Raw genomic sequence first — 22,362 nt, 5'->3', positions numbered from 1 at the left:
GGCTCAGGATCTCATTGTATGGCTTGGGCATGAATGCCCGCAGTCGATATGATATCAGGAGAGATTGATGCGCTTGGGAGCCGTGCTTTTCGCTCTTGCCCTTGTGACGGGCCCGGTTGCAGCCGAAGACCTCGGAGGCACCCTCGAGAAGGTCAAGGAGACGAAGAAGATCACTCTGGGCTACCAGGAAGCGTCCATTCCCTTCAGCTATCTGGACGGGGACCAGAAGCCCGTTGGCTTTGCGCTCGATATCTGCCTCAAAATCGTCGATGCCGTGAAGAAGCAGCTCGGCCTGCCTGACATCGCTGTCGAGTTCACGCCGGTGACGTCGTCGAACCGTATCCCGCTGATGGTCAACGGCACGCTCGACCTGCATTGCTCGGCGACCACCAACAACGCCGATCGCCAGAAGCAGGTGGCCTTCACCAACACGCACTTCCTTAGCGCGACGCGATTTGCCGCTAAGAAAGCGCAGAAGCTCGATACGATCGATGACCTCAAGGGCAAGTCAGTCACAGCGGTGGCGGGATCGGTGAATTTGAACCAGCTTGCCAAGGTCAATACCCAGCGCAACCTCGGGATCAATATTCTGCCGGCCAAGGACCAGGCCGAGGGTTTTCTGATGCTGGAGACCGACCGCGCGCAGGCCTATGCGCTCGACGACGTGCAGCTCGCGGTAGCGATCGCGCGTTCGAAGGAGCCGTCGCTCTACATGATCAGCGACGAGAGCTTCTCGAAGGCTGAGCCATTCGGGATCATGCTGCGCAAGGACGACGCGCCGTTCAAGGCGCTTGCCGACCGCGCGACCGCCGAGCTCTACCAGAGCCCGGAGATCGAGGTGCTCTACAAGAAGTGGCTGCAATCGCCGGTGCCGCCGAACGGGATCAATTTCAACGTCCCGATGTCGCCGGCGCTCCGCAACGCCTTCAAGAAGCCCAGCTCGAGCTACGATCCGGAGGTTTACGACGCCAACTGAGGCAGGCGCCTAGCGCGCCCGAGGCGAGGCGGGCAAGCGGCAGGCCAGTGCCGCTCCCATTGCCGCGATGCCCGCCATCGCGAGCGCCCAGACGACGAACAGCCGATGACCGATCAGCGCGCCGCTCAGGAGCGGCGCGGTGATGTTGGCGCCCGACATCAGCGACTGGTTGAGGCCCATGATCATGCCCTGGCGGTTGATCGCGGCGCTGCGTGACAATTCCGCCGTCAGCGTGCTGCGGGTGAACATGGTGCCGATGATGATTAACGTCAGGAATATGGCGAGCAGGCTGTTGCTGTTTCCGATCGCGAGGCCGGAAAATCCCAGCGCCATGCATGCGAATGCCAGCAGCACGATGCCGCGGTCGGATGCAAAGCGGTTCGCGCGCGTAATCAGCAGGCCCTGGACAACCATGTTGATGAAGCCGGCATAGGCGAATACCCAGCCGAGCTCGCGCGCGCCGAAGGGATGCCCGTCCCATGAGAACCGCGCCGACAGGAATAGGCCGATCTGCGACAGGAACATCGAGTTGACGAAGAAGAACACGATCAGGAGGCCGAGCACCCGCCACGCATGACGCATGCCGACGATCGCGCGTGTCACCTCCGCTTGGGGAACGCGGTGATGATAGAGCGGCTCGGAGGCAGGATGGTCGGGCGGCAGCAAGGCGACGGTCGCCAAAATGCTGATGAGCGATAGTGCCGCGGCGGCCCATACCGGCGCGGTGTCACCGTAATGGACGAGAAAGCCGGAAAGCGCCGGTCCCAGCAACAGTCCCGTTCCGATCGCTCCGCTGGTCATCCCGAGCGCCTGCTTGCGCGTCGACGGCGCGCTGTGCTCGGCCGCATAGGCATGCGCCACCGAGATATTGCCCGAGGTCAGACCGTCGATGATCCGGGCGAGAAAGACCAGGGTCAGGTTGGTTGCAAGCGCGAGCAGGGTAAAGCCGACGAACGTACCGATCTGGCTGACGAGCAGGACCTTGCGGCGGCCATAGCGGTCCGAGAGCATGCCCACCACCGGTCCGGCTATGAGTTGGCAGACGGCGTAGGCCGAGATCAGCATGCCCAGCATGAACGGTGTCGCGCCGAGCCGCAGCGAGTAGAATGGGAGCAGGGGCAGGATGATCCCCAATCCCGTGGCATCCACGGCCACCACGACAAAGGTCGGCACGAGCGACAGGCTGCTGTCGCCGTGCAGCGCCTGGCCTGCCTCCGTCGTGGAACCCGCGCTCATGGTGCGTCGGTCTCGTTCGCTTTCCCGTGATCAGTCGCAATAATCCGACGTATATAGTTGCCTCCTAATAGTTTGTGTCCTATCTAATTTGCATGGCTCCCTCGCAGTCCCATATCCACGCCGAGATTGGCCGGTTGATTGCGCGCCTTGGCCGCATCTGGCGTCGCGAGTCGGACCAGGCGCTGTCGGATCACGACCTGTCCTATGCGACCGCGATTCCACTTCTGTTGCTGTCCCGGCAGGGAACTTCGGTGCGCCAGGGCGTACTCGCCGACGAATTGGGGATCGAGGGCCCCTCGCTGGTGCGGCTGATCGATCTTCTGGAGGCCGAGGGGTTCGTAGAACGCCGCGAGGATCCGACCGACCGACGTGCCAAAACGCTACATCTCACAGCAACGGGTGACGCCAAGGTCGAGGAGATCAATCGCGTGTTGCGGCGGGTGCGGGCGAGCCTGCTCAAGGATATCGGAGCCGAGGAACTTGCGATAACCTTCGCGACGCTCCAGCGCATCGAGCAGCGCGCCAACCGCCTGCATGACGCGAAGACTGGTTCAGAGGCGAAATAGTCATGCGCGCTGACGAGCCGTTCCTGGTCCGCCACGCGGACCTCATCTTTGCCTTGAAGACGTTTGCCGCGTCGATGCTGGCGCTCGTCATCGCACTGTGGATCGACCTGCCGCGGCCCTATTGGGCGATGGCGACCGTCTACATCACCTCGCAGCCGCTCGCCGGCGCGACCAGTTCGAAGGCATTCTTCCGTGTGATCGGGACGCTCGTCGGAGCCACGGCGACGGTGGCCATGGTGCCCAATCTCGTCGACGCGCCGGAGCTGCTCTGTCTCGCAATCGCACTTTGGGTCGGTCTTTGCCTTTACGTCTCGCTGCTCGACGGCACGCCGCGCAGCTACCTCTTCATGCTGGCCGGCTACACGGTTGCGCTGATCGGCTTTCCCTCGGTTTCAGATCCCGGAAACATCTTTGACATCGCGATTGCGCGGGTGGAGGAGATCTCGCTCGGCATCATCTGTGCGAGCCTGGTCTCGACCATCGTGTTTCCCCGCAGCGTCGCCCCGGCTGTCGCTGCGCGGGTCGACAACTGGCTCAGGGACGCGCGCCTCCTGAGCCACGACACATTGCTGGGTCGCGGCACCGTTGAGGCGCGCCGCGCGCTCCGGCTGCGCCTTGCCACCGACATTGTCGAGATCGGCACGCTTGCAATCCATCTCGGCTATGACCGCGTGGCGGACGCCGAAGCCGTGACCGGCCTTCGCGAGATCCGCATGCGGATGCTGATGCTCTTGCCCGTGATCGCCTCGACTGAGGATCGGCTGGCCGCCCTTGGCGAACGTGGCCTCCAGGCACAGCCCGAGCTGAAACGCCTGCTTTGGGATCTCGGCACATGGGTCTCGGAGGACGCGCGGCTGCCGGCCGGCCCGATCCGCGCCACGATCGAGGCGCGGCAGGCGGCACTCGACGGCAACGCTTCCTGGGAGCGGATCATCACGACCAGCCTCCTATCGCGGTTGCGCGAGTTCGTCGATCTCTCCCGTGACTGCCGCGCGCTGAGCGAGGCGATCGCGGCAGGCCGCAGGATTTCGACGGTCGATCTCGCCTTCCAGCCCGAGGCTGGTGCTGCGGCCGTGCGTCATCGCGACCGCGGCCTCGCGCTGTGGTCGGCGGCCGGTGCCGTCATCGCCATCCTGATCTGCTGCGCCTTCTGGATCGGGACCGCCTGGCCGGACGGCGCCTCGGCGCCGATGATGGCGGCAGTGGCCTGTTGCTTTTTCGCCGCCCAGGACGAGCCCGCACGCTTCATCCGTCGCTTTGGCCTGTGGTCGCTGGTCGCGATCGTCGTGGTCGCGATCTATTTGTTCGCGGTGGTGCCTGCGATCTCCGATATCGAGGTCTTGATCCTCGCGCTGGCGCCGACCTTCCTGCTCTACGGCCTCCTGATCGCGCGGCCAGCGACTGCAAGCAGCGGCTCGGCGCTCGCGGTCAACACCGCGACGCTGCTCGCGTTGCAATCCACCTACAGCGCGGACTTTGGTGCCTTCGCCAATTCCACCATCGCCTTCTTTCTCGGCATCGTCGCCGCGGAGGTGGTGACCAGGATCGCGCGCGGGGTGGGGGCCGAGTGGATCGCCAAGCGCTTGGTGCTGTCGAGCTGGAAGACGCTCGCGGTTGCCGCCGAACGCCGCGGCAAGCATGATCGCGCGGAATTTGCGGGCCTGATGCTGCACCGAATGGGATTGCTCGTGCAGCGTATCGCCTTCGTCTCGGAGGCCGACCGTCGCGACACCGAGAGCCTGGCGCAGCTCCGCATCGGGCTCAACATCATACATCTTCGGCGGGCTCGCTACGGCCTAGCTGCATCCACGCTCTTCGTTCTCGACGACATGCTCGACCAACTCGCCGTCGCATTCCGCAGCTATGCCGGCGGCGGCATGCCGACTGAGCTCCTGACGCGCATCGACGCTGCGCTCGCCGCGGCCGTCGAGGATCCCAACCCGCAGGCGCGGGAGGACGCGCTGCTCGGGCTCGTGGGCATCCGGCGAGGGCTGTTTCCGGGAGCGCCGGCTTATCGCCCGCAGCGAGGGGAGAGCTTTGCGGCATGAGGTATGAGATCGACATTTATGGCGTGCTCGTCCCGGCGCTGCTCTTGTGGCTGATTGTGGCCTTTGCGCTCAGCGCTCTCTTGCGCCGGCTGATGCAGCGCTTCGGCCTCTACCGGCTGGTCTGGCATCGCGCGCTGTTCAATTTCGCGCTGTTCGTCTGCATTCTCGGCGGCGTCGTCTATCTTTCGGAGTTTCTGCCATGAAAGGGAGTTTTGGGTGGCTCGGTCGCGTGGCTCTGACCATGCTGGTCGTCGTCGCGGCGCTCGCCGTTGGCCGCGGGCTTTGGGCCTATTACATGGAGTCGCCCTGGACGCGCGACGGGCGCGTCCGCGCCGACGTGGTCCAGGTTGCGCCCGACGTGTCGGGTTTCGTGACGGAGATTCTGGTCAAGGACAACCAGAAGGTTCATCGCGGCGACGTGCTGTTCCGCATCGATCGGGAACGCTTTGCGTTGGCACTGCAACAGGCCGACGCCGCACTTGCCGGCCATCGCGCGACGCTCGACCAGGCCAATGCCGACCTCAAGCGCTACAGCGCGCTCACCACCGACGCGGTCTCGCAGCAGAAGCAGGAACAGGTGCTGGCCACGCAGTTGCAGGCCAAGGCGGCCTACGATCAGGTGGTCGCCGACCGAGCGGTGGCCCAACTCAATCTCGATCGCAGCGACGTGCGGGCCTCAGTGAACGGCATCATCACCAACATGGACTTGCGGCCCGGCGCGTATGTGACGGCCGGGAAGGGCGTGATGGCGCTCGTCGACACCGACACGCTACACGTCGAGGGCTACTTTGAGGAGACCAAGCTCGCGCGCATCCGCATTGGCGACAAGGTGCAGGTCCGCCTCATGGGTGAGCCTACCAGGCTCACCGGTCATGTCGAAAGCATTGCGGCCGGGATCGAGGATCGCGACCGCGCTGCGGGCGCGAATTTGCTCGCTAACGTCAACCCGACGTTCAGCTGGGTGCGCCTGGCGCAGCGCGTTCCCGTGCGAATCGCGCTTGACCAGATCCCCGACAACATCGCACTGGTCGCCGGCCGCTCGGCGACCGTCGAGGTGCTGAACTAGAGCATGATCCGGACCTGAAGGGCCTCGTTAGCGCAAAGTGTGAAGCGGTTTTCCCTCGCGACAAACGCGGAACGCGTTTGCGCGGAGATCTTGCTCGAACAAAAAACTACCAGGTCGCGGTGAAGGCCTTCTGAAGCTCGGCCGGGGCGGTGACGCCGCTCGCGATCAGGAGCTGGGTGAGGACGCGCGCCTTCTGCGGGTTCAGGTCCTCGGAAACGACAAAGCCGTTCTTGTCGTCGTCGACTTCGACGTTGCGCGTGACGAAGCCGGAGCGGACGCGCGTGGCGCGGACGATGATGATGCCCTTCTTTGCGGCCGCCTCGAGCGCGTCAAGTGCGGACTTCGACGTGTTGCCGTCGCCGACGCCTGCGAGCACGATGCCCTTTGCGCCGTGCGAAATCGCGTCCTCGATCGGAATGGCATCCATGTTGGCATGGGAGTAGATGATCTCGACGCGGGGCAATGGATCGCTTGCCGGCAGCGTATAGGTCGCACGCTTCGCACCCGGCGCCTGCGCCATGAAGCGAACGCCACCGGCGGTGTCGACATAGCCGATCGGCCCGTCGTTGGGCGACATGAACGTCTCGATGCTCGTGGTGTTGGTCTTGGTCACCGAGCGGGCGCTCTGGATCTTGTCGTTCAACACGGCCATGACGCCCCGCCCGCGAGAACGCGGATCGCCGGCGACCTGGAAGGCTTCATAGAGATTGCCAGGACCATCCGCGCTGACCGCCGTGGCCGGACGCATCGAGCCCACGATGACGACCGGCTTGTCGCCCTTGACCACGTTATCAAGGAAAAACGCGGTCTCCTCCAGCGTATCCGTGCCGTGGGTGATGACGACCGCATCGGCCTCGTTCTTGTCGAACGCCTGCTGGATGCGACGGGCTAGCGCAAACCAGACCTTGTCGTTCATGTCCTGCGACCCGATCGACGAAATCTGCTCGGCATTCACGCTCGCGAGCTTGTCGAGGCCCGGGACCGAGGCGACCAGTTGCTCACCGGTGATCTGACCGGATTTGTAGGCGCCTGCTGCGCGTGGATCGGCTTGACCCGCGATGGTCCCGCCGGTTGCGAGCACGAGAATACGCGGCAGATTACCCGAGTCTGCGGCATGTGCCGCCGTATTGATCGTGAACGATGAGGCCGCAAGCGCGATCACTAGAATGGAGAGCATCGCGATCAGGCTCTGGCGGCGGCTTGCTGATGTCAGGGTGTCCTTCGTCATTGAAATGATCTCCCGTCAAGGCTTCGATGCCTGAATGGTCCCGCCGGCGCCGATCATGTTTTCCATCTGGCGACATTTTGTCAATCGATGATTGCCTTCCGGGATCGGTACGCGTCGCGACGAGGGCGGCTGCGGCACATCGGGATACGACAGCACGACATCCTCGAACGGGATCGATGGTCCCTTAGCCGCCCAAAAGCGCGCCCGCGTTGCGCATCCCGGCCTTTGTGGGCTAACTGGCGTGAGTTGTCGGAAGAGCAACGTCCGCCCCGGAGGAAGCATCGATGTCATTGGACAATCACAAGACCGGCACAGCCGGTGCATCCAACATCGACATCGCGACGCTCCGGGCGCGCTATCGCGACGAGCGCGACCGGCGTTTGCACGCCGAGGGCAAGGCGCAATATGTCGAGGTGACCGGCGAATTCGCCCACTATCTCGACGACCCCTGGGCCGAACCCGGCTTTACGCGACAGGCGATCAGCGAGGAGACGGAGGTCGTCGTTGTCGGTGGCGGCTTCGGTGGCCTGTTGTGCGGCGCGCGCTTACGTGAGGCCGGCGTCGACGATTTCCGTATCGTGGAAAAGGCCGCTGATTTCGGTGGCACCTGGTACTGGAATCGCTATCCGGGGGCTGCCTGCGATACCGAAAGCTACATCTATCTGCCGTTGCTGGAAGAGACCGGCTACATGCCGGTGCGCAAATATGCGCGCGCGCCGGAGATCTATGAGCACTCGCGCCGAATCGGCCGTCATTTCGGTCTTTATGAGCGCGCGTTGTTTCAGACCGTCATCTCGCGGATGGAATGGCGGGAGGAGGAGGCCCGCTGGCTGGTCGAGACCGACCGCGGCGACAGGATCCGTGCGCGCTTCGTCATTCTCGCCGGCGGTCCGCTAAGCCGGCCAAAGCTGCCGGGCATTCCCGGCATCGAAATGTTCAAAGGCCACAGTTTTCATACCAGCCGATGGGACTACGCTTACACCGGCGGCACCGCGGAAGGCGGGCTCATGGGACTGGCCGACAAGCGCGTCGGCATCATCGGCACCGGCGCGACCGCCGTGCAATGCGTGCCGCACCTCGGCCGCGCGGCAAAGGAGCTCTACGTCTTCCAGCGCACGCCATCGGCGATCGGCGTGCGCGACGATCGGCCGACGGATGATGCCTGGGCGAAGAGCCTGAAGCCCGGCTGGCAGCGCGAGCGGATGGACAATTTTACCGCTGTCATCTCCGGCGAGCCGTTTGAGGAGGATCTGGTGCAGGACGGCTGGACCGGTCTGCTCGGCGAAATCCTGCTCGCACCGCGTCGTCAGCCGGAGCCGGTGATCTCGCTCGAGCAGGCGCTCAAGGTGATCGAGCAGGCCGACTACCGGAAGATGCAGGAGATCCGCGCCCGCGTCGATGCCGTGGTGAAAAACCCCGCGGCCGCCGAAGCGCTGAAGCCCTGGTACAAGGCGTTTTGCAAGCGGCCGTGCTTCCACGACGAATATCTCGACACCTTCAATCGCCCCAACGTGCATCTGGTCGATACCGAGGGCCACGGCGTCGAGCGGATCACGGAAAACGCCGTCATCGTCGACGGCAAGGCCTTTGAGCTGGACTGCCTGATCTACGCCAGCGGTTTCGAAGTCGGCACCGATTATGCCCGCCGCATGGGGTTTGAACTCTATGGCCGCGGCGGCCTCAGCCTGACTGAGCGCTGGCGCGAAGGCGTGAAGACGATGCACGGCTTTTACAGCCGGGATTTCCCCAACTGCTTCCTGATCATGACGGTGCAGGCCGGCCAGAGCGCCAACTTCCCGCACATCATCGACGAGCAGTCGCGCCACATCGCCTACGTGATCAACCAGGCGCGCAAGCGCGGCGCGAGAACGCTGGAGCCGACGCTCGCCGCCGAAAACGCCTGGGTCGAGGAGGTCGTCAAGGCCGCGATCGGCCGGCAGACCTATCTCGCCGAATGCACACCCGGCTATTACAACAACGAAGGCGTGTTCGATCCGATCGCCGCGCGCAACAGCCAGTATTGGCGCGGGCCGGTGGCGTTCCTGCGGCTGCTCGAGAAGTGGCGCAAGGAGGGCAATCTTGAGGGGCTGGAATTGACCTATGCGACCGCTGCCGAGATCGGCAGCTCTCCGGTGCCGGCTTGAGCGACATGTCACCGACGCTCAGCGGCGCGACGCGGCTCTATGTCATCGTCGGCGATCCCATCGCCCAGGTGCGCTCGCCCGCAGGGCTCACCGCCGCCTTCGCCGCACGTGGTCATGACGGCATCCTCGTCCCCATCCAGGTCGCGCCAGCCGATCTGCCCGATTTCCTCGCGGTGGCGAGGCGGCTGAAGAATCTCGACGGCATCGTCGCAACCATCCCGCATAAGTTCGCTTGCTACCAGGCCAGCGCCAGCGCCACCGACCGCGCGCATTTCCTGCGTACCGTGAACTTGATGCGCCGCCGCGCGGATGGCGCCTGGCATGGCGACATGGTGGACGGGCTCGGCTTCGTCGGTGCGGCGCGTGCGAAGGGGATAGAGCCTGAGGGGATGCGCGCGCTGCTGGTCGGGGCGGGCGGTGCCGGCTCGGCCATTGCACTCGAACTGGTCGAGGCCCGCGTTCGCGAGATCGCCATTCACGATGCGGCGACGGAGCGCCGCGATGTGCTGATCGAGCAGTTGAACAAGCTCGGCAAAGGTCGTGCGTCGGCCGGGTCGATCGATCCCGCCGGCTACGACTTCGTGGCCAACGCCACGCCGGCCGGCATGAGGGAAGGCGACCCGCTGCCGGTCGACGTCGCAAAACTGGCGTCGTCAACCTATTGCGGCTGTGTCATCACCAAGCCGGAGGTCTCGCCCTTCATCGCCGCCGCGCGAAAGATCGGCTGTGTCACGGCGACGGGCGCCGACATGTATCAACAGCACCAGAGCATCATGGTGGACTTTCTGCTCGGCGGATGACCTCGCCAATGTCAAGCGTCGCACCGAGCGTTGTTTGCGCGCGGTGGGGCTTGAGCGATCGGAGCTGGCGTAGGATCATGCCGTGAAGGCAGGCGAATGCCGGCCGTCGGTTGGTTGCGAGCAGGGCGGATGCCCCGAACAGAGGAATGAAAATGAACAGGGGCAGCATCATTGCAACGGCCGCGCTCGGCGCGATCGCACTGTTCGCACAACTCGGGGCAGCCGGCGCCGCGCAGTGTGGCAACGGGCCCGGCGGCTTCGAAGGCTGGAAGCGTGCGTTCGGCGAAGAGGCCCGTGGCAAGGGCATCGGCGCGACCGGCATCGGCGCGTTGATGCAGACCAATTATGCCAGCGCGACCATTGCGGCCGATCGCAGCCAGCACAGTTTTTCGCTCTCCCTCGACCAATTCATGGCCAAGCGCGGTGCCTCGACCATCGTGGCGCGTGGGCGCTCGCTCAAGCAGTCGCAGGCTGCCTTGTTTGCCTCGATCCAGCAGCGCTACGGCGTGCCACCGGGGCCGCTGATCGCAATCTGGGGGATGGAGACGGGCTTCGGCAGCCAGCGCGGCAACCAGAACATGCTGTCCTCGATAGCGACCCTCGCCTATGACTGCCGCCGGCCGGAGTTCTTTACCGACCAGCTCTATGCTGCTCTGAAGCTGATTGATCGTGGCTCGATGTCGCCCGGCCAGCGCGGCTCGATGCATGGCGAGGTCGGCCAGACCCAGTTCATGCCCAAGAACATCCTGGCCTATGGTACCGGCAATCTCGACAATGCCGCCAACGCGTTGAGTTCGACCGCGAATTTCCTAAGGGCGCATGGCTGGCGCGCGGGAGCCGGCTACCAGCCCGGCGAGCCGAACTTTGCGGCGATTGAAGCCTGGAATGCCGCCGGGGTCTACCAGAAGGCGATCGCGCTGATGGGGCGGCAGATCGATGGGGAGGGGGCGCGTTAGGCTTGATCCGGAAAAGTGCGGAGCGGTTTTCCGAAAAGATCATGCCCAAATTGGCGCGCCCCGTCTCAATAGTGCGACGTACGATAGGCGTCGAACGCGTGCGCTGCAAAAACGCCGATGCTGCAGAGGGCGAGGACGGCGGAGATCAGCTCGATCATAGCTCGTCCTCCCGCGTAGGAAGGGCGACGAGGTATTGGCCGCAGGAGTAGTCCCAGATCAGCTCGAGGAAGAATTGCATGGTGGCCGTCCCTGTATGATTTTGACGACCAGCATAGTGGGCGGTCTGTTTCAGGCGTGTTTCGTGGGTTCAGGGAAAGGGTTTCGTCGGAACCGCCAAGGACTCCACAGGCGGTGCGCGCATTCGCACCCGTTAACCACGCTATCACAGGTTGCGCCGTCCGTTGGGGTGTCCAAACCTTGCCGCTCTCCTGCAGGTGCTGGGCACGCCGAAAGTCTGCGAGGAAGTGGGGGCAGGGGCGGCTAGTCGCGTAATGCCATCGCCTGGCATCATGGCGCCGTCAGCGTGAACTCCATCTCTGCGACTTTCTGCTCGCCCACCCAGGTCTGCAGGACCCAGGTGCCGGGAACGGCTTCCCAATCCTCGTCGAGGCTGTAGCCGTGCAGCACGGTGCTGCCGATAGCCCAGCGCTCGGTGACATCGCCGCGCGAGAAGACCTCGCCTGTGCGCGGGCTGCGCACACCGCCGGATGGGAAGATTGTGATGCTCCTGACCGGCACCAGCGCTCCATCCGGTTTGCCGGTGAGGCGATATTCATAGCCGAAGCGAATGCCCTTGCGCGCCGGCACCGTCGTGGTGCTCAACGTGAATTGCCAGGCGACGCGATCGATCGTTCCGCTCGGCGGTCCCGCTGATTTGTCGGCGGCGAGGACCCTGGCCTCGTAGATCCCGAACTGCGGGATGTCGGCGCCCGTGACCGTCGGCACTCCGGCAGAGCCCGCTTGCGAGAAGACTGCGAACACGAGGGCTGCCGTCCCCCAAACATATGTCCGCGCACGCTTCGTGGACGCGCTCGCCGACCGGCGCACCGCGAAGGACCTGAATGCGTTACGGCGCACGATCGAGTCGCGAAATCGACAGGACTTGTCCGTTGGTAGCTGGAATAAACTTGTTGGCGACCAGGCCGGCGTCGCTTTCAGGCTCCAGCAGTGCGACGGCAAGGCCCGATAAGGGCTGATTGAATGGAATGAAGACATCGTTCGGCGTCAACACGATATCGGCCTTCTCCAGCGCATAAGTTCCCTTGATGATCGCTCCGGCACCTGTGTCGTCGCCGCGCACATCTTCCTTCACTCCCGAAGTAACGTCGGTGACCCGATAGTGTTCGCCTGGGACCACCGCAGCATTCGAAACGAGCTGAAAGGTCAGGCCAGCCCGCTTGATCGCGTCGATGGCCTGGGTGTCATCACGGCTGATGAGATAGCCGGCTGGTCGGGGGCGAGTCAGCGCCGGGTCGATCTTCAGCGCCGAGACCCACGTGACCGTAACGGGTTTATCCGCACCGGTCTTGGGGTCGACGAACACCATCTCACGCGATTCGGGATGTCCATGCGCGACGACCACGAGGGGCTTGTCGGACGTGGTCGCCTCGATTGAAGCCTGCTTCGACAACTGCATGAATGCGCCGGGATCCCTGGCCGCGAGTTGCAGGATGGCTTCGGCCGCAACGACATGCGTCTCGACCCGGCGCGCCAGATGCGCGCGCCCGAGCCCCACGCCGCGGGTTTCCAGCAGGAAACTGACGGCATTGCGCAAGCCGGCGACGTTGCGTCCGGTATCCGGTCCGATCCCGCCCATCGCGACGGGTGCGTCGGGACGACTGCCGTCGGTCGTGTGATACCAGTCATGCGTCAGACCATGCGTATCGAAGGCCTGCAAGATCGCCGGAAGGAATAGCTGGGATTCGGCCTTCTCCAGGCTCGGCGGAAGATTGGGGACCGTGGCGTATTGGATCATCGCGTCGATGCGCTGGACGCCGCCGACTTTCTCGATCCAGCGGCCGCCCACGGTGAATTCATGGCAATCCAGCACGAGTTGCGGATGGAATTGGTTGAACAGAGCGCCGATCGTCTGGATTTCCGGGGTTCGCAGCAGCGTATGATCCCGGTTGGGATCCATGCCGTTCGCCAGTCCGCGGACAAACGCTTCAGCGCCATCCGGATTGGCACGCGGGACCATGATGACGTCGATCGCAGCGAGGAGATCGGCGAGATCGCCAGCGCCGAGGCGCTGCGCCAGAACCAGGGCCGCTTCACCGCCGGCAGGTTCATTGCCGTGCTGCTGGCCGATGATGAGAACCACCGGCTTCGCTCCATTGCCTAGCGCGTTCTGATCGCGGGAGAAGAACAGAACGGGGAGCACGCGTCCTTGCTGGGAGCGGGCGCCCATCTCCATCCGCATGGTCGGCGACCTGGCCGCGAGCGCCTCCAGGAAGGCCATCAACTCGCGATGCGAGGTGAAATCCTGCTTTCCGGGCGCAAAGGCCGGCGTGGTGTAGTGCACCTCCGCATCGGGATAGCGCGCGGAGACCTCCGAAGTCTCCTGATAGACGGATGCGGGATTGAATTCCGCACGCGATATGGCGAAGGAGCCCAGAAAGACTGCGGCGGCGAACGTGCCGCGGACATAGCGCCGATAAAGCATTGATCACCCCCAGCGACATCGCAACTCTAAAGCAAATTGCCACAGCGGGGTGCCGGGTTATGCGCGATCCATGAGTAAATTGACGAATTTCGATGGCTGGTGAATTTGGATTCCCAGCCAGACTCCAGGTTCGCGATAATCTATTGATCGATCTTCGCTTTTTGTGGCAGCCGACGGTCTAGGTGAGCTACTTTGGACCACATCGGTGGACCATGCAACCGGCACGCTGCTAAAGCATCCGAAGCGCCGCATTACCGATCACCAGGAGTGTCGGATCGCCATTTGCCAGAGTCGCATCGAACCGGCCGTGGAGCTCGACCCGCCGCTAGAGGAGGGCGCTGTGGCGTCGAAATCGCCGGCCTCGCGTTGGGAGGCCGCGATTGGCCCTCATTCTGTGCCCGGGGCAAAATCCAAGCGCCACGTGTTGAAAGACCTGCCGACGGCGTGGGACCAAACCCTGTGGGAAAAAGGCGGTCGAAATCTGGACCCGTCCCGCGGATGTCGCAGAAGGGCCACTCAGCCAGGCAGTCACGGGGCGAGGCCGCTAGGCGGGCTTGCTACGCTTCGCCGTCTCGCACTGCTTGTTGCAGCCGGCATCGAGCCGCTTGCAGGGATTCCTTCATGCGCCTCGCCATGGCGTCAATCGCGGAATCCAGCGCGGCACATTAGTCCGAAAGCTCTCGTACTCCGTGCCGAATGTTTGCTTGAGCGTCGGTTCTTCGTACATCACCACAAAGAGATGAAAAAACAGCCAGAGTAGCGCGCCGTACCAAAGGAGATGTCCATCACCAAACAAAAGGGCCTGACCAAAAATGACTGCGACGACCGCGATGTAGATCGGATTTCGCACGTAGCGATAAAGGCCAGTCACTACGAGCTTTTGTGTCGGCGCGATCGGGGCGGGCGTCCCAAGCCCCTCCAGCGCAAAACGGGCAAATGAATCCACAAGTCCGGGCACTCCGACGATGATCAATATACCGCCGAGGATGCGGGTTAGATCGACGCCGAAAAAAGCTGGCCGAAATTCCCACTGTGTGACCCACCACGGGACGAAGCCTGCCAGCACCAACGGCGCAATGACGAAGAACAGAGCGGAGCCCAGGACAGCAATTGCTTTCGACATTGCGTACTCCTACGACCCGACAAGAATAGCTCAGCAAATCACTTTCTGCTTCGAGCATTGAACATGGCTCCGCAATTAGCTGTGCCGGCCGTCGAGTTCTCTTCACCTCGCTTCTGATCTTCAGGCTGAGTTCCTGTATGGGGCAAGCTGCGACTTAGCCGGGAGGGCCGTTCTTGGCGCAAAGCGGACCACAGTTGATCACTCCCGATCTTCCTTGTCTGAGCTAGATCAAATTGGCCTATGATGGATTGGATCGAGAGTTGAAGGGTTTCAAATAGTTAGAAGGTGGCGTGTGCACGACGTGTGCACCGGGAGATCAAGAGAAATCTATCGTCAGCAAGTGTGAGCGGTCTCTCATTTAAGTGATGCAGGCCAAGTGATGCAGGCGCTCGGCACTGTCATGGTGCTCGATCGATCCCTCTCAGAGACGGCCTTTCCCTCTCGCGGGCAGATTACGGCTGTAGTCGTTTCGCGCCGCCCGCAACATGCGTTCGTAATCTCACCGTCGGAAGGTGAGCACCTCAAGACACACGTCGGCCGCGTCACAAATGGCGACGCACGCATATTTCGGGAGAGGTGAACATGCGAAACCTAATCAAGACTGTGGCAGTGCTGGCCTTACTCGGCAGTCGCGGGGCCATCGCGCAGACGGTGGGAATTGCGAGATCACCCGCCGGATTCTCCACCGCTGCGACCGCACCCTCGTCACTGACGCAAGACACCCGGTTGATCGGTCGGGCGCCGGTCGGGCACCGCCAACCGCGAGTGCGCGATGTGCCGTCGCAGAGTCCCGGTGAGCTCGAGCGCCTCACTGACGAAGACGCAGCCATCGATCGCAAGCTCATCATCTGCCACGGTTGCTGACGTGGTGACGGCAGGCGGCGAAACGGTCGCGGGCAGCAAACCACTTGGACTGGTGGCGGAGGGACGAGAATCCGTTCCAACCCGCGCGCTCGGGTGCAGCGAGAGATTCTTCCATCTTTACTCGCTTGCCTTTCCCGTGCATTTTTGCCTCGTCGCCGAGATCGACGGAGCGTTGGATTCAGCCCGGCTCGCAGCGGCGCTGGACCAGGTTCGCAGGCGGCATTCCGCGCTCAGAGTCTGCATCGTCGACGATACCGAAACAGGACCAGCCTTCCATCGCGTCGACAATCCAATCGAGCTCCACACGGCTCCGGTCGCGGCAGCTCTAGCCTGGCGCGCCGTCGTGGAAATGGAGCTGAATGTGCCATTCGATGCTGCTCGAGGCCCGCTCATGCGAGCAATGGCCTTGTGGGCACCCGACGGTGCGTCGATCGTCCTGACGTTTCACCATGCGGCAATGGATGCCTTGTCCGCAACGCGTGTCCTCCATGACGTCTTGCGCGCGCTCGCCGGCGAAAGTCTCGGGGTCTTGCCGCCGTGTCCTCCGGTCGAAGAGATGATCGCGGGCTTTGCTCCTGGTCTGACCTTCGTCGGAAAGGACGTCTCACGCGCCGAAACCTCGTCGAAAGCTGGCGCTCAGGCCGCACCGGTCCCCGATAGGTTCATGGCGAATTTGGCGACCATGAAATGGGATAAGGAAGAGACCGCCCGCCTTCTACGATCCTGCAAGGCGAACGGAACGACCGTGCATGGCGCAATCTGTGCGGCTGCCTCACGCCACCTTCCAGCTTCCGACGCCAATGTCATCAGGCTGCACTGTCCTGTCGACCTAGGCAGGATCATGAGAAGCGAAGCCACCGGTTGCGGTGTATTCATTACCGCAGGTATCGTCGAGATTGCCACCTCCGAGCGGAGGTCGCTCTGGCAAGATGCTCGTGACATCGTGGATCGCCTCCGGACGGCGCGCTCACCCGCGGCGGTGGCCGGAATGTTGCAGTGGATCGCAGCCGAGATAGCGCCAACCGCAGGCAAAGAGAGCGTGGCGGCGTTGTTTGCTTCCCTGCCACAAAGCTCCGCAGTCATTTCGAACCTCGGTGTTTTGCCGCTTGCGGTTGAATACGGGACGTTGAAGCTCAAGGCAGTCTGGGGGCCGGCGCTGTTGACCAATCTTCCAGCCGACCGACAAACGATCGGCGTCAGCACGTTTGCCGGCCAGCTCCGTATGGTTCATCAGAGTTACGAGCCGATATCAGGCCTTCTGGAAGCCATCCGTGAGACGCTTCTCACCGCCTGTGGCTAGAGCTGCGGCAGTAATCGGCGGGCCGCCGGCTTCTCGAATATCAAACTCATGCTTTGTTGCTGGCCGTCATGTCGAGCGCGCGGTTGCGCGCCTTCCCAAAGCCATCCCGCATTGCAGCCGTAACCATGTCGAACGTCCTTGAAGTCGCGGGGTAATTGCGAGGCGCCATCCTGTGTCTTGCATGAGCCGCCCCTTCGGACGCCCCGAACAGCGGCTGGGTTTCACCAACGAGAGTGACAGATCACATGAAAATCCTCCTTGCTTCGACTCCCGCCACCGGCCATCTCAATCCGCTGCTTGCGATCGGACGTTTCCTGATCGCCGAAGGCCACGAGGTTGCCTTTCTGTCGGGGAGTGCTCTGCGCAGTCCCATCGAACGCATCGGCGCGAGATTTTACGCATTTCCGGCCGGCGCGGATTTCGACCTGCGTGACTTCGCGACGGTGGCTCCTGAATTGAAGACCATTCCGCCGGGGTTGGAATGGTTCCGCGTCGCCATGGAGCGGGTGTTCGTCGATGCCGTTCCCGGCCAGCACAAGGGCATGCAGCAGCTGCTGCAGGACTTCCCGGCCGAAATCATCGTCGGCGACGACATGATGTTCGGGGTCTTGCCCATGCTGCTCGGACCGCGATCGATGCGGCCGCCGATTGCGCTGTGTGGCACGTCGTTCTTGCATTGGCGTCGCGAGGATGGTGCGCCGAATTTTGCCGGCTTGCCGCCCGCAACCACGCGAGCGCAGCGTGACGACTACGCAGCAGTCTATCGTGAACATGACGAGCACCTTTATCAGCCGGTGGGCGATCGGTTGAACAGATTGCTGCAAGCCATGGGCGTCGGGCCATTGTCGATGCCCATGTTCGATTCGGTTGTCGAACTCGCCGATGCTTATCTGCAGCTCACCGTTCCGAGCTTCGAGTTTCCACGTAACTTTCCGGCCTCGGTACGTTTCGTCGGCAGGCCTCCAATCATTCCGGATCAGGCGCCGCTGCCACCCTGGGCCCATGAGCTCGACGGCTCGCGTAGGGTGGTGCTGGTAACCCAGGGAACGCTGGCCAATCACAATTTCGGCCTGCTGGTTGCGCCGACGCTGGCGGCGCTCGCCGATGAGCCTGACCTGCTCGTCGTTGCCACCGCAGGCGGGCGCCCCGTCGACGCCATCCCGGGTCCAATTCCGGCCAACGCGCGCCTTGCCCAATACCTGCCGTTCGAATGGATACTGCCCAAGGTCGACGCATTCGTTACCAATGGCGGCTACGGCAGCGTCAACCAGGCGATGAGCTTTGGCATTCCGCTTGTCACCGCCGGGTTGACGGAAGACAAGGCGGACGTGAACGCGCGGGTCGCATGGTCCGGCGTAGGGATCGACCTCGCGACCAACGAGCCGACGCCTGCCGCGCTGCGCCACGCCGTGCGAACCGTGCTCGATACCCCGACCTATCGTAGGCAGGCTTCTTCGATGGCCGACGAGTTCAACGGGATCAACACGCGCGCCGAGATTCTTCGGATCATTGGCGAGCTCGTGAATGCGCCGAAACATTCGGCCGCGCGGCAGGCCACGGCGACCGTAGTCACGCGCCGCCGCCGTGTCAGCATCCAGTAGGCATCCAACGTCGGACGGCGACGATGTTACGGCTGTAACACAACATCTCCCAATCGTCGCCGTTTCGCATTTTGCCGGCTTCAGGTCTCCGCGGGCGCGCCCCGCGGATGACCGCGGCCTTTCGGACTGTGAATACCCGACCCACTTGCCCGATGCCTCACGAGACGTTCCCACAGGGAAGCGCAACATATGCGGCATATGGCAAACTGATCACGATTCATCACGTCTCTGAGACCTTATGCGGTTCACTGCAGCAAGATGTTGCCAGAAGCCATAAATACCGCCCTTAACTCGGACGGAGGCAATGATGCTTCAGAGTGACGATCTCGACGGCGCGCCTGTTTTGGATTTCGACGCGTGGCGAGCATTGCTTCGATCGAATTGCGGGCGCGACGTCGAGGTCACGACGCCTAATGCCTTTGCCGGTTTGATTCGTCCCTTCAATGCGTGTGGGCTTGAGGCAACCTCGGTAAAGATCAGGTGGGGGTCCGCCGATCCAGGCTACCCTGATCACCGGGTAGAGCGGAGTTACCGCGATGTTCGCTGCGATGGCGCGGATCATTACCTCTTAATGTTTCAAGTCGCCGGGAGGACGGAAATGAGCCAGATCGATCAGGCGGCGCGACTCGCGGTAGGCGATGTTGCACTGGTCGATGCGGCGCGGCCGGTGACTTATCTCTCGCGCTTCAGCAGCCCAGAGTGGCTGACGCTTCGGCTGCCGCGGAGAGCGCTGCGCTCTCACTTGGGATTCGAGCCGCAAGGGGTCGTTAGCAGGCCGATAACTCGCACCAGCCGTCTGCTCTTCGACCTCATTCGTGACGCGGATATGGAAGCCGCGTCATCGTCCGCCGATCTCTACATGCAGTTCGCCGTCTACGACCTGGTCGGCGCGCTATTTGCGCCGTCGGATCCGCGCCCCTTCTCACGCTCCGCGGACAAGCTGTTCACGCGCATCAGCGGGGCGATGAAGGGTGGCCTTGCAGATCCGGATTTCGGCCCCGCCGAGTTGGCCGGTGAAGTTGGAATTTCGCTGCGCTACCTTCAGAAGCTTTTCACCGAGCGCATGACGACATGCAGCGAATTCATCTATTCGCATCGCCTGGACCACGCCGCCTATCTTCTCCATCGCCGGGCGCTAAAGGGCGCTGATCAACCTTTGAGTGAGGTCGCCTACGCCTGCGGCTTCCGCGATTATGCGCATTTTGCGCGGAGATTCCGCAAGCGGTTTGGCTATTCGCCTAGCGCCCACCTGGGAGAGGGCACTGTGCGCGCTGGTACCGCAGAAAGTGCGTTCTGGGCACGCGACGCCCATTTTCGGAGGTCCTAGATAATACGGCTTGATCGCTGTCCGGTTGGGAAGCGGGCGTGAGGGCAGGGATTTGCTGAAGGTTCGAATTGCAGGGGCACAGTCTGACAAGAAAAGTTGAGAGACCAAATTTATGCTTGCCGATGCTGGCCATATCCTTGTTGTTGATGATGATCCTTCGTTGCGGCAATTGGTGATCGGATACCTGGAGGATCACAATATCCCGACGAAGCCCGCTTCAAATCGAACCGAGCTCAATCGCTATCTGACCGGAGCCGAACCCAGCCTGATTATTCTGGATCTGCGGCTAGGCCAGGACGACGGGCTCGACATGTTGCGGGAGATCCGATCTCATTCGGACGTTCCGGTCATCATCACGACTGGCCATCGCCCTGACGAAATCGACCGCATCGTCGGCCTCGAACTCGGTGCAGACGACTACATCATCAAGCCGTTCAGTCTCAGGGAATTGTTGGCCCGCGTCCGTGCGGTCCTGAGGCGGCAGGAGATGGGACGCCTCGCACGCGCTAACAATCCGGAACGGGGCGGATACAGGTTCGACCGTTGGCAACTCGAGCGGCGTGGTCGCAGGCTGCTTGACCCCAAGGGAACGCCGGTTGCGCTGAGCAAGGGCGAGTATGCATTGCTGCTGGCGTTCCTCGAAGCGCCGCAACGTCCGCTGTCGCGTGAGCAGCTATTGCAGTCGACCCGGATGCACGAGGACATCTTTGATCGAAGCATCGATGTTCAGGTGTTGCGTCTACGGCGCAAGCTCGAGATTGATCCGAGTGCACCGCGTGTGATCCAGACCGAGCGGGGGATAGGTTATGTGTTCGCATTACCGGTCGAACCCTTCTGAGCGAGATCGAAATGTGGCAGTGCGGTTACGGTTGTAGCCGAGTTATCGGTGCAGCTGATCATCGCGTAACGGGCAGCCATCAGAGTCTCCGTATTGGTCGACGGAGAATTCAAAGATGAAACACCAGTTCCTTCCATTGACCCCCTCGCTTGATCGCAGGGGCCCCTCTTTGCCGGCGGCATCTGGCTCTTTGCCAACGCCGCGCAATGACGCGCGCAACAGACGCGGCTCCCGACCCGAAGGATCGGGGCAAATTCTGGAACCTTCCGATATCGGAGCTAGATCGCTTCCGGCGACGAGGCCCGCAATGGGCCGAGCCGACGCTATCTGGCGGTCGGTGCTTGGGTTTTTTATCGAAGGATTTGCGCTCTATGGCGCTTCGGTGCATTGGGTTGCAACGACGGCGGTGGCGACGATCGCCAACGAGGTTGATGCTCGGCAGCGACAGATGTCTGCCCGGAACGAACGACGAAAATCTGTTTCGCCTGGCTCGTTTCCTGCGCGCGCCGTGGTCACGTTGGTCAAGCGCGATGGCGCTGCCGATCAAACCGCATTTGAAACCTGGACAACATCCACCAGCGGTGCCTTCGCATCTTCTGCGGGCGAAGTCGACCGATACCGGTTGGTCCATCTTGGTTGGCCGACCATGATCTGGCGCGCCGTCGCCGGCAGATGGGCAAGGTGGCGTCGCGAGCGGGAGATCAAAAAGGCGGTAGCTGCCTTGGCGGAACAGGATGACCGGATGCTGCGGGATATGGGAATTCTCCATCGATCCCGGATTGAACGGATCCTCCGATATGGCCGGGACGACTGACCCTGCCGGAGGCAAGGCGGTGGACGCGGCCTATGCGTTGCAAGGGCCGCGTCCGCGAGCTTCACAACTTCAACATCCACGCGCGCCCGGCGCGAATGAGCCCAAACGTGAGCGGAGTATGATTGCGCTGACCAGATATCGCCAAACCTGCCGCGCAGAAGCGCGTCGCCTCACGTGACCATGCGCGGCAACAAGAGAAGTTCTGCCCATCGTTCGCCCTGGATCGCGATGACCTGTATCCTGATCCTGGGCGGCCTGTTGGTTTCGCCGGCGGCGCAGCAGGCGCTTGTGCAGCCTCCCGAGGCGAACAGCACCTTCTTCGATGAGCCGATCACTCCTGTTCCCAGACTTCCCCAGACCGATCCCTTGAAGGTCAGGCTTGGCGAGCGTCTGTTTAGCGATCCACGGCTGTCTCGCGATAATTCGCGCAGTTGTTCGTCGTGCCACGATCTTGGGACCAACGGCGCAAGCAGGTCGAGCTACGACGCCGGCCTCGACGGCTCGAGCCTTCCGCTCAACACGCCGACCGTGTTCAACGCCGTGCTCAGCTTCCGCTTCGGTTGGGAGGGAAAGATCCGCAACATCGAGTCGGATATCAAATCCTCGCTGGAAAATCCGCAGGTCATGGGCGCCAATATCTCCGATGTCGCGGAAAGGCTGGGCATGGATCCTGGCCTGCGCCGGGAGTTCACGACTGCCTACGGAAGTGAGCCCGACGCTGCGAATGTTGTCGATGCCCTCGCAAGCTTCCAGCGAACCCTGATAACGCCGGGTAGCCGGTTCGACCGTTGGCTGACGGGAGAGGCCGAGGCT

19 protein-coding genes are annotated in these 22,362 nt (G+C 62.7%); 14 read left to right on the top strand and 5 right to left on the bottom strand.

All coding sequences use genetic code 11. From position 1 onward, the window contains the following. The first annotated feature begins 67 nt into the window (after window positions 1-67). Window positions 68-976, top strand: coding sequence for an amino acid ABC transporter substrate-binding protein (locus SO180_RS10805; protein ID WP_449378798.1), 909 nt, complete (start codon window positions 68-70; stop codon window positions 974-976). A gap of 9 nt (window positions 977-985) precedes the next feature. On the opposite strand, the gene SO180_RS10800 is transcribed toward SO180_RS10805, so the two are convergent. Beyond that, on the bottom strand, window positions 986-2,212 hold the full coding sequence (locus tag SO180_RS10800) for an MFS transporter (protein WP_449378797.1): 1,227 nt from the start codon (window positions 2,210-2,212) through the stop codon (window positions 986-988). Window positions 2,213-2,304: 92 nt separating this feature from the next. Between SO180_RS10800 and SO180_RS10795 the strand changes: the two genes are divergently transcribed. From SO180_RS10795 to SO180_RS10780, 4 genes are read left to right on the top strand one after another with little or no spacing between them, the layout of a single operon-like run. Continuing rightward, a complete protein-coding gene (locus SO180_RS10795; RefSeq protein WP_449378796.1) occupies window positions 2,305-2,778 on the top strand; it encodes a MarR family winged helix-turn-helix transcriptional regulator in 474 nt (157 codons plus the stop codon). A gap of 2 nt (window positions 2,779-2,780) precedes the next feature. Beyond that, the gene (locus SO180_RS10790) at window positions 2,781-4,826 is read left to right on the top strand and encodes an FUSC family protein (RefSeq protein ID WP_449378795.1); all 2,046 of its coding nucleotides are present in this window, start codon (window positions 2,781-2,783) and stop codon (window positions 4,824-4,826) included. Then, window positions 4,823-5,029, top strand: coding sequence for a DUF1656 domain-containing protein (locus tag SO180_RS10785; RefSeq protein ID WP_254094511.1), 207 nt, complete (start codon window positions 4,823-4,825; stop codon window positions 5,027-5,029). Before SO180_RS10790 ends, SO180_RS10785 begins: the two co-directional genes overlap by 4 nt. Continuing rightward, entirely contained in the window at window positions 5,026-5,892 is an 867-nt protein-coding gene (locus SO180_RS10780) for an efflux RND transporter periplasmic adaptor subunit (RefSeq protein WP_449378794.1), read from the top strand. Before SO180_RS10785 ends, SO180_RS10780 begins: the two co-directional genes overlap by 4 nt. A 106-nt stretch (window positions 5,893-5,998) precedes the next feature. Here SO180_RS10780 and SO180_RS10775 read toward each other — a convergent pair whose 3' ends face one another. After that, window positions 5,999-7,120 (bottom strand): asparaginase, encoded by a 1,122-nt coding sequence (locus tag SO180_RS10775; protein ID WP_449378793.1) that lies wholly within the window; start codon window positions 7,118-7,120, stop codon window positions 5,999-6,001. A gap of 284 nt (window positions 7,121-7,404) precedes the next feature. Between SO180_RS10775 and SO180_RS10770 the strand changes: the two genes are divergently transcribed. From SO180_RS10770 to SO180_RS10760, 3 genes are all read left to right on the top strand, one after another. Continuing rightward, window positions 7,405-9,264: a flavin-containing monooxygenase gene (locus tag SO180_RS10770; protein WP_449378792.1), complete on the top strand. Its 1,860-nt coding sequence runs from the start codon at window positions 7,405-7,407 to the stop codon at window positions 9,262-9,264. A 5-nt stretch (window positions 9,265-9,269) separates the two neighbouring features. Beyond that, window positions 9,270-10,064, top strand: coding sequence for a shikimate dehydrogenase family protein (locus tag SO180_RS10765; RefSeq protein WP_449378791.1), 795 nt, complete (start codon window positions 9,270-9,272; stop codon window positions 10,062-10,064). 152 nt (window positions 10,065-10,216) lie between these two features. Beyond that, window positions 10,217-11,020, top strand: a complete 804-nt coding sequence (locus SO180_RS10760) for a lytic murein transglycosylase (protein WP_449378790.1) — start codon at window positions 10,217-10,219, stop codon at window positions 11,018-11,020. A gap of 507 nt (window positions 11,021-11,527) precedes the next feature. Here SO180_RS10760 and SO180_RS10755 read toward each other — a convergent pair. From SO180_RS10755 to SO180_RS10745, 3 genes are all read right to left on the bottom strand, one after another. Next, window positions 11,528-12,001: a DUF3859 domain-containing protein gene (locus tag SO180_RS10755; RefSeq protein ID WP_449378789.1), complete on the bottom strand. Its 474-nt coding sequence runs from the start codon at window positions 11,999-12,001 to the stop codon at window positions 11,528-11,530. 85 nt (window positions 12,002-12,086) lie between these two features. After that, window positions 12,087-13,682: a M14 family metallopeptidase gene (locus SO180_RS10750; protein ID WP_449378788.1), complete on the bottom strand. Its 1,596-nt coding sequence runs from the start codon at window positions 13,680-13,682 to the stop codon at window positions 12,087-12,089. Window positions 13,683-14,301: 619 nt separating this feature from the next. Beyond that, window positions 14,302-14,805, bottom strand: coding sequence for a methyltransferase family protein (locus tag SO180_RS10745; RefSeq protein WP_449378787.1), 504 nt, complete (start codon window positions 14,803-14,805; stop codon window positions 14,302-14,304). Window positions 14,806-15,577: 772 nt separating this feature from the next. Here SO180_RS10745 and SO180_RS10740 point away from each other — a divergent pair. The 6 genes from SO180_RS10740 to SO180_RS10715 all read left to right on the top strand — a co-directional run. Further along, window positions 15,578-16,969, top strand: coding sequence for a condensation domain-containing protein (locus SO180_RS10740; RefSeq protein WP_449378786.1), 1,392 nt, complete (start codon window positions 15,578-15,580; stop codon window positions 16,967-16,969). 245 nt (window positions 16,970-17,214) lie between these two features. Then, a complete protein-coding gene (locus tag SO180_RS10735; RefSeq protein WP_449378785.1) occupies window positions 17,215-18,570 on the top strand; it encodes a glycosyltransferase in 1,356 nt (451 codons plus the stop codon). A gap of 307 nt (window positions 18,571-18,877) precedes the next feature. Further along, window positions 18,878-19,897, top strand: coding sequence for a helix-turn-helix domain-containing protein (locus SO180_RS10730; protein WP_449378784.1), 1,020 nt, complete (start codon window positions 18,878-18,880; stop codon window positions 19,895-19,897). A gap of 112 nt (window positions 19,898-20,009) precedes the next feature. Then, window positions 20,010-20,735, top strand: coding sequence for a response regulator (locus tag SO180_RS10725; RefSeq protein WP_449378783.1), 726 nt, complete (start codon window positions 20,010-20,012; stop codon window positions 20,733-20,735). A 307-nt stretch (window positions 20,736-21,042) separates the two neighbouring features. Then, window positions 21,043-21,549: a hypothetical protein gene (locus SO180_RS10720; protein ID WP_449378782.1), complete on the top strand. Its 507-nt coding sequence runs from the start codon at window positions 21,043-21,045 to the stop codon at window positions 21,547-21,549. 228 nt (window positions 21,550-21,777) lie between these two features. Beyond that, the coding region (locus SO180_RS10715) for a cytochrome-c peroxidase (RefSeq protein ID WP_449378781.1) at window positions 21,778-22,362 on the top strand (585 nt) is incomplete at its 3' end.

It is taken from the genome of Bradyrhizobium sp. UFLA05-112 (assembly GCF_053572325.1).
Note: the sequence above shows the minus strand (reverse complement) of the source record. Positions and strands in the feature narration are given on the sequence as shown.

Bases quoted from the DNA above. Each gene is read 5' to 3' on its own strand.
- SO180_RS10750 (WP_449378788.1), bottom strand. From the start codon at position 13,682: ATGCTTTATCGGCGCTATGTCCGCGGCACGTTCGCCGCCGCAGTCTTT.
- SO180_RS10765 (WP_449378791.1), top strand. From the start codon at position 9,270: ATGTCACCGACGCTCAGCGGCGCGACGCGGCTCTATGTCATCGTCGGC.
- SO180_RS10725 (WP_449378783.1), top strand. From the start codon at position 20,010: ATGCTTGCCGATGCTGGCCATATCCTTGTTGTTGATGATGATCCTTCG.
- SO180_RS10785 (WP_254094511.1), top strand. From the start codon at position 4,823: ATGAGGTATGAGATCGACATTTATGGCGTGCTCGTCCCGGCGCTGCTC.
- SO180_RS10735 (WP_449378785.1), top strand. From the start codon at position 17,215: ATGAAAATCCTCCTTGCTTCGACTCCCGCCACCGGCCATCTCAATCCG.
- SO180_RS10760 (WP_449378790.1), top strand. From the start codon at position 10,217: ATGAACAGGGGCAGCATCATTGCAACGGCCGCGCTCGGCGCGATCGCA.
- SO180_RS10720 (WP_449378782.1), top strand. From the start codon at position 21,043: ATGGGCCGAGCCGACGCTATCTGGCGGTCGGTGCTTGGGTTTTTTATC.
- SO180_RS10790 (WP_449378795.1), top strand. From the start codon at position 2,781: ATGCGCGCTGACGAGCCGTTCCTGGTCCGCCACGCGGACCTCATCTTT.
- SO180_RS10745 (WP_449378787.1), bottom strand. From the start codon at position 14,805: ATGTCGAAAGCAATTGCTGTCCTGGGCTCCGCTCTGTTCTTCGTCATT.
- SO180_RS10800 (WP_449378797.1), bottom strand. From the start codon at position 2,212: ATGAGCGCGGGTTCCACGACGGAGGCAGGCCAGGCGCTGCACGGCGAC.
- SO180_RS10775 (WP_449378793.1), bottom strand. From the start codon at position 7,120: ATGACGAAGGACACCCTGACATCAGCAAGCCGCCGCCAGAGCCTGATC.
- SO180_RS10795 (WP_449378796.1), top strand. From the start codon at position 2,305: ATGGCTCCCTCGCAGTCCCATATCCACGCCGAGATTGGCCGGTTGATT.
- SO180_RS10780 (WP_449378794.1), top strand. From the start codon at position 5,026: ATGAAAGGGAGTTTTGGGTGGCTCGGTCGCGTGGCTCTGACCATGCTG.
- SO180_RS10740 (WP_449378786.1), top strand. From the start codon at position 15,578: ATGTGCCGTCGCAGAGTCCCGGTGAGCTCGAGCGCCTCACTGACGAAG.
- SO180_RS10805 (WP_449378798.1), top strand. From the start codon at position 68: ATGCGCTTGGGAGCCGTGCTTTTCGCTCTTGCCCTTGTGACGGGCCCG.
- SO180_RS10770 (WP_449378792.1), top strand. From the start codon at position 7,405: ATGTCATTGGACAATCACAAGACCGGCACAGCCGGTGCATCCAACATC.
- SO180_RS10730 (WP_449378784.1), top strand. From the start codon at position 18,878: ATGCTTCAGAGTGACGATCTCGACGGCGCGCCTGTTTTGGATTTCGAC.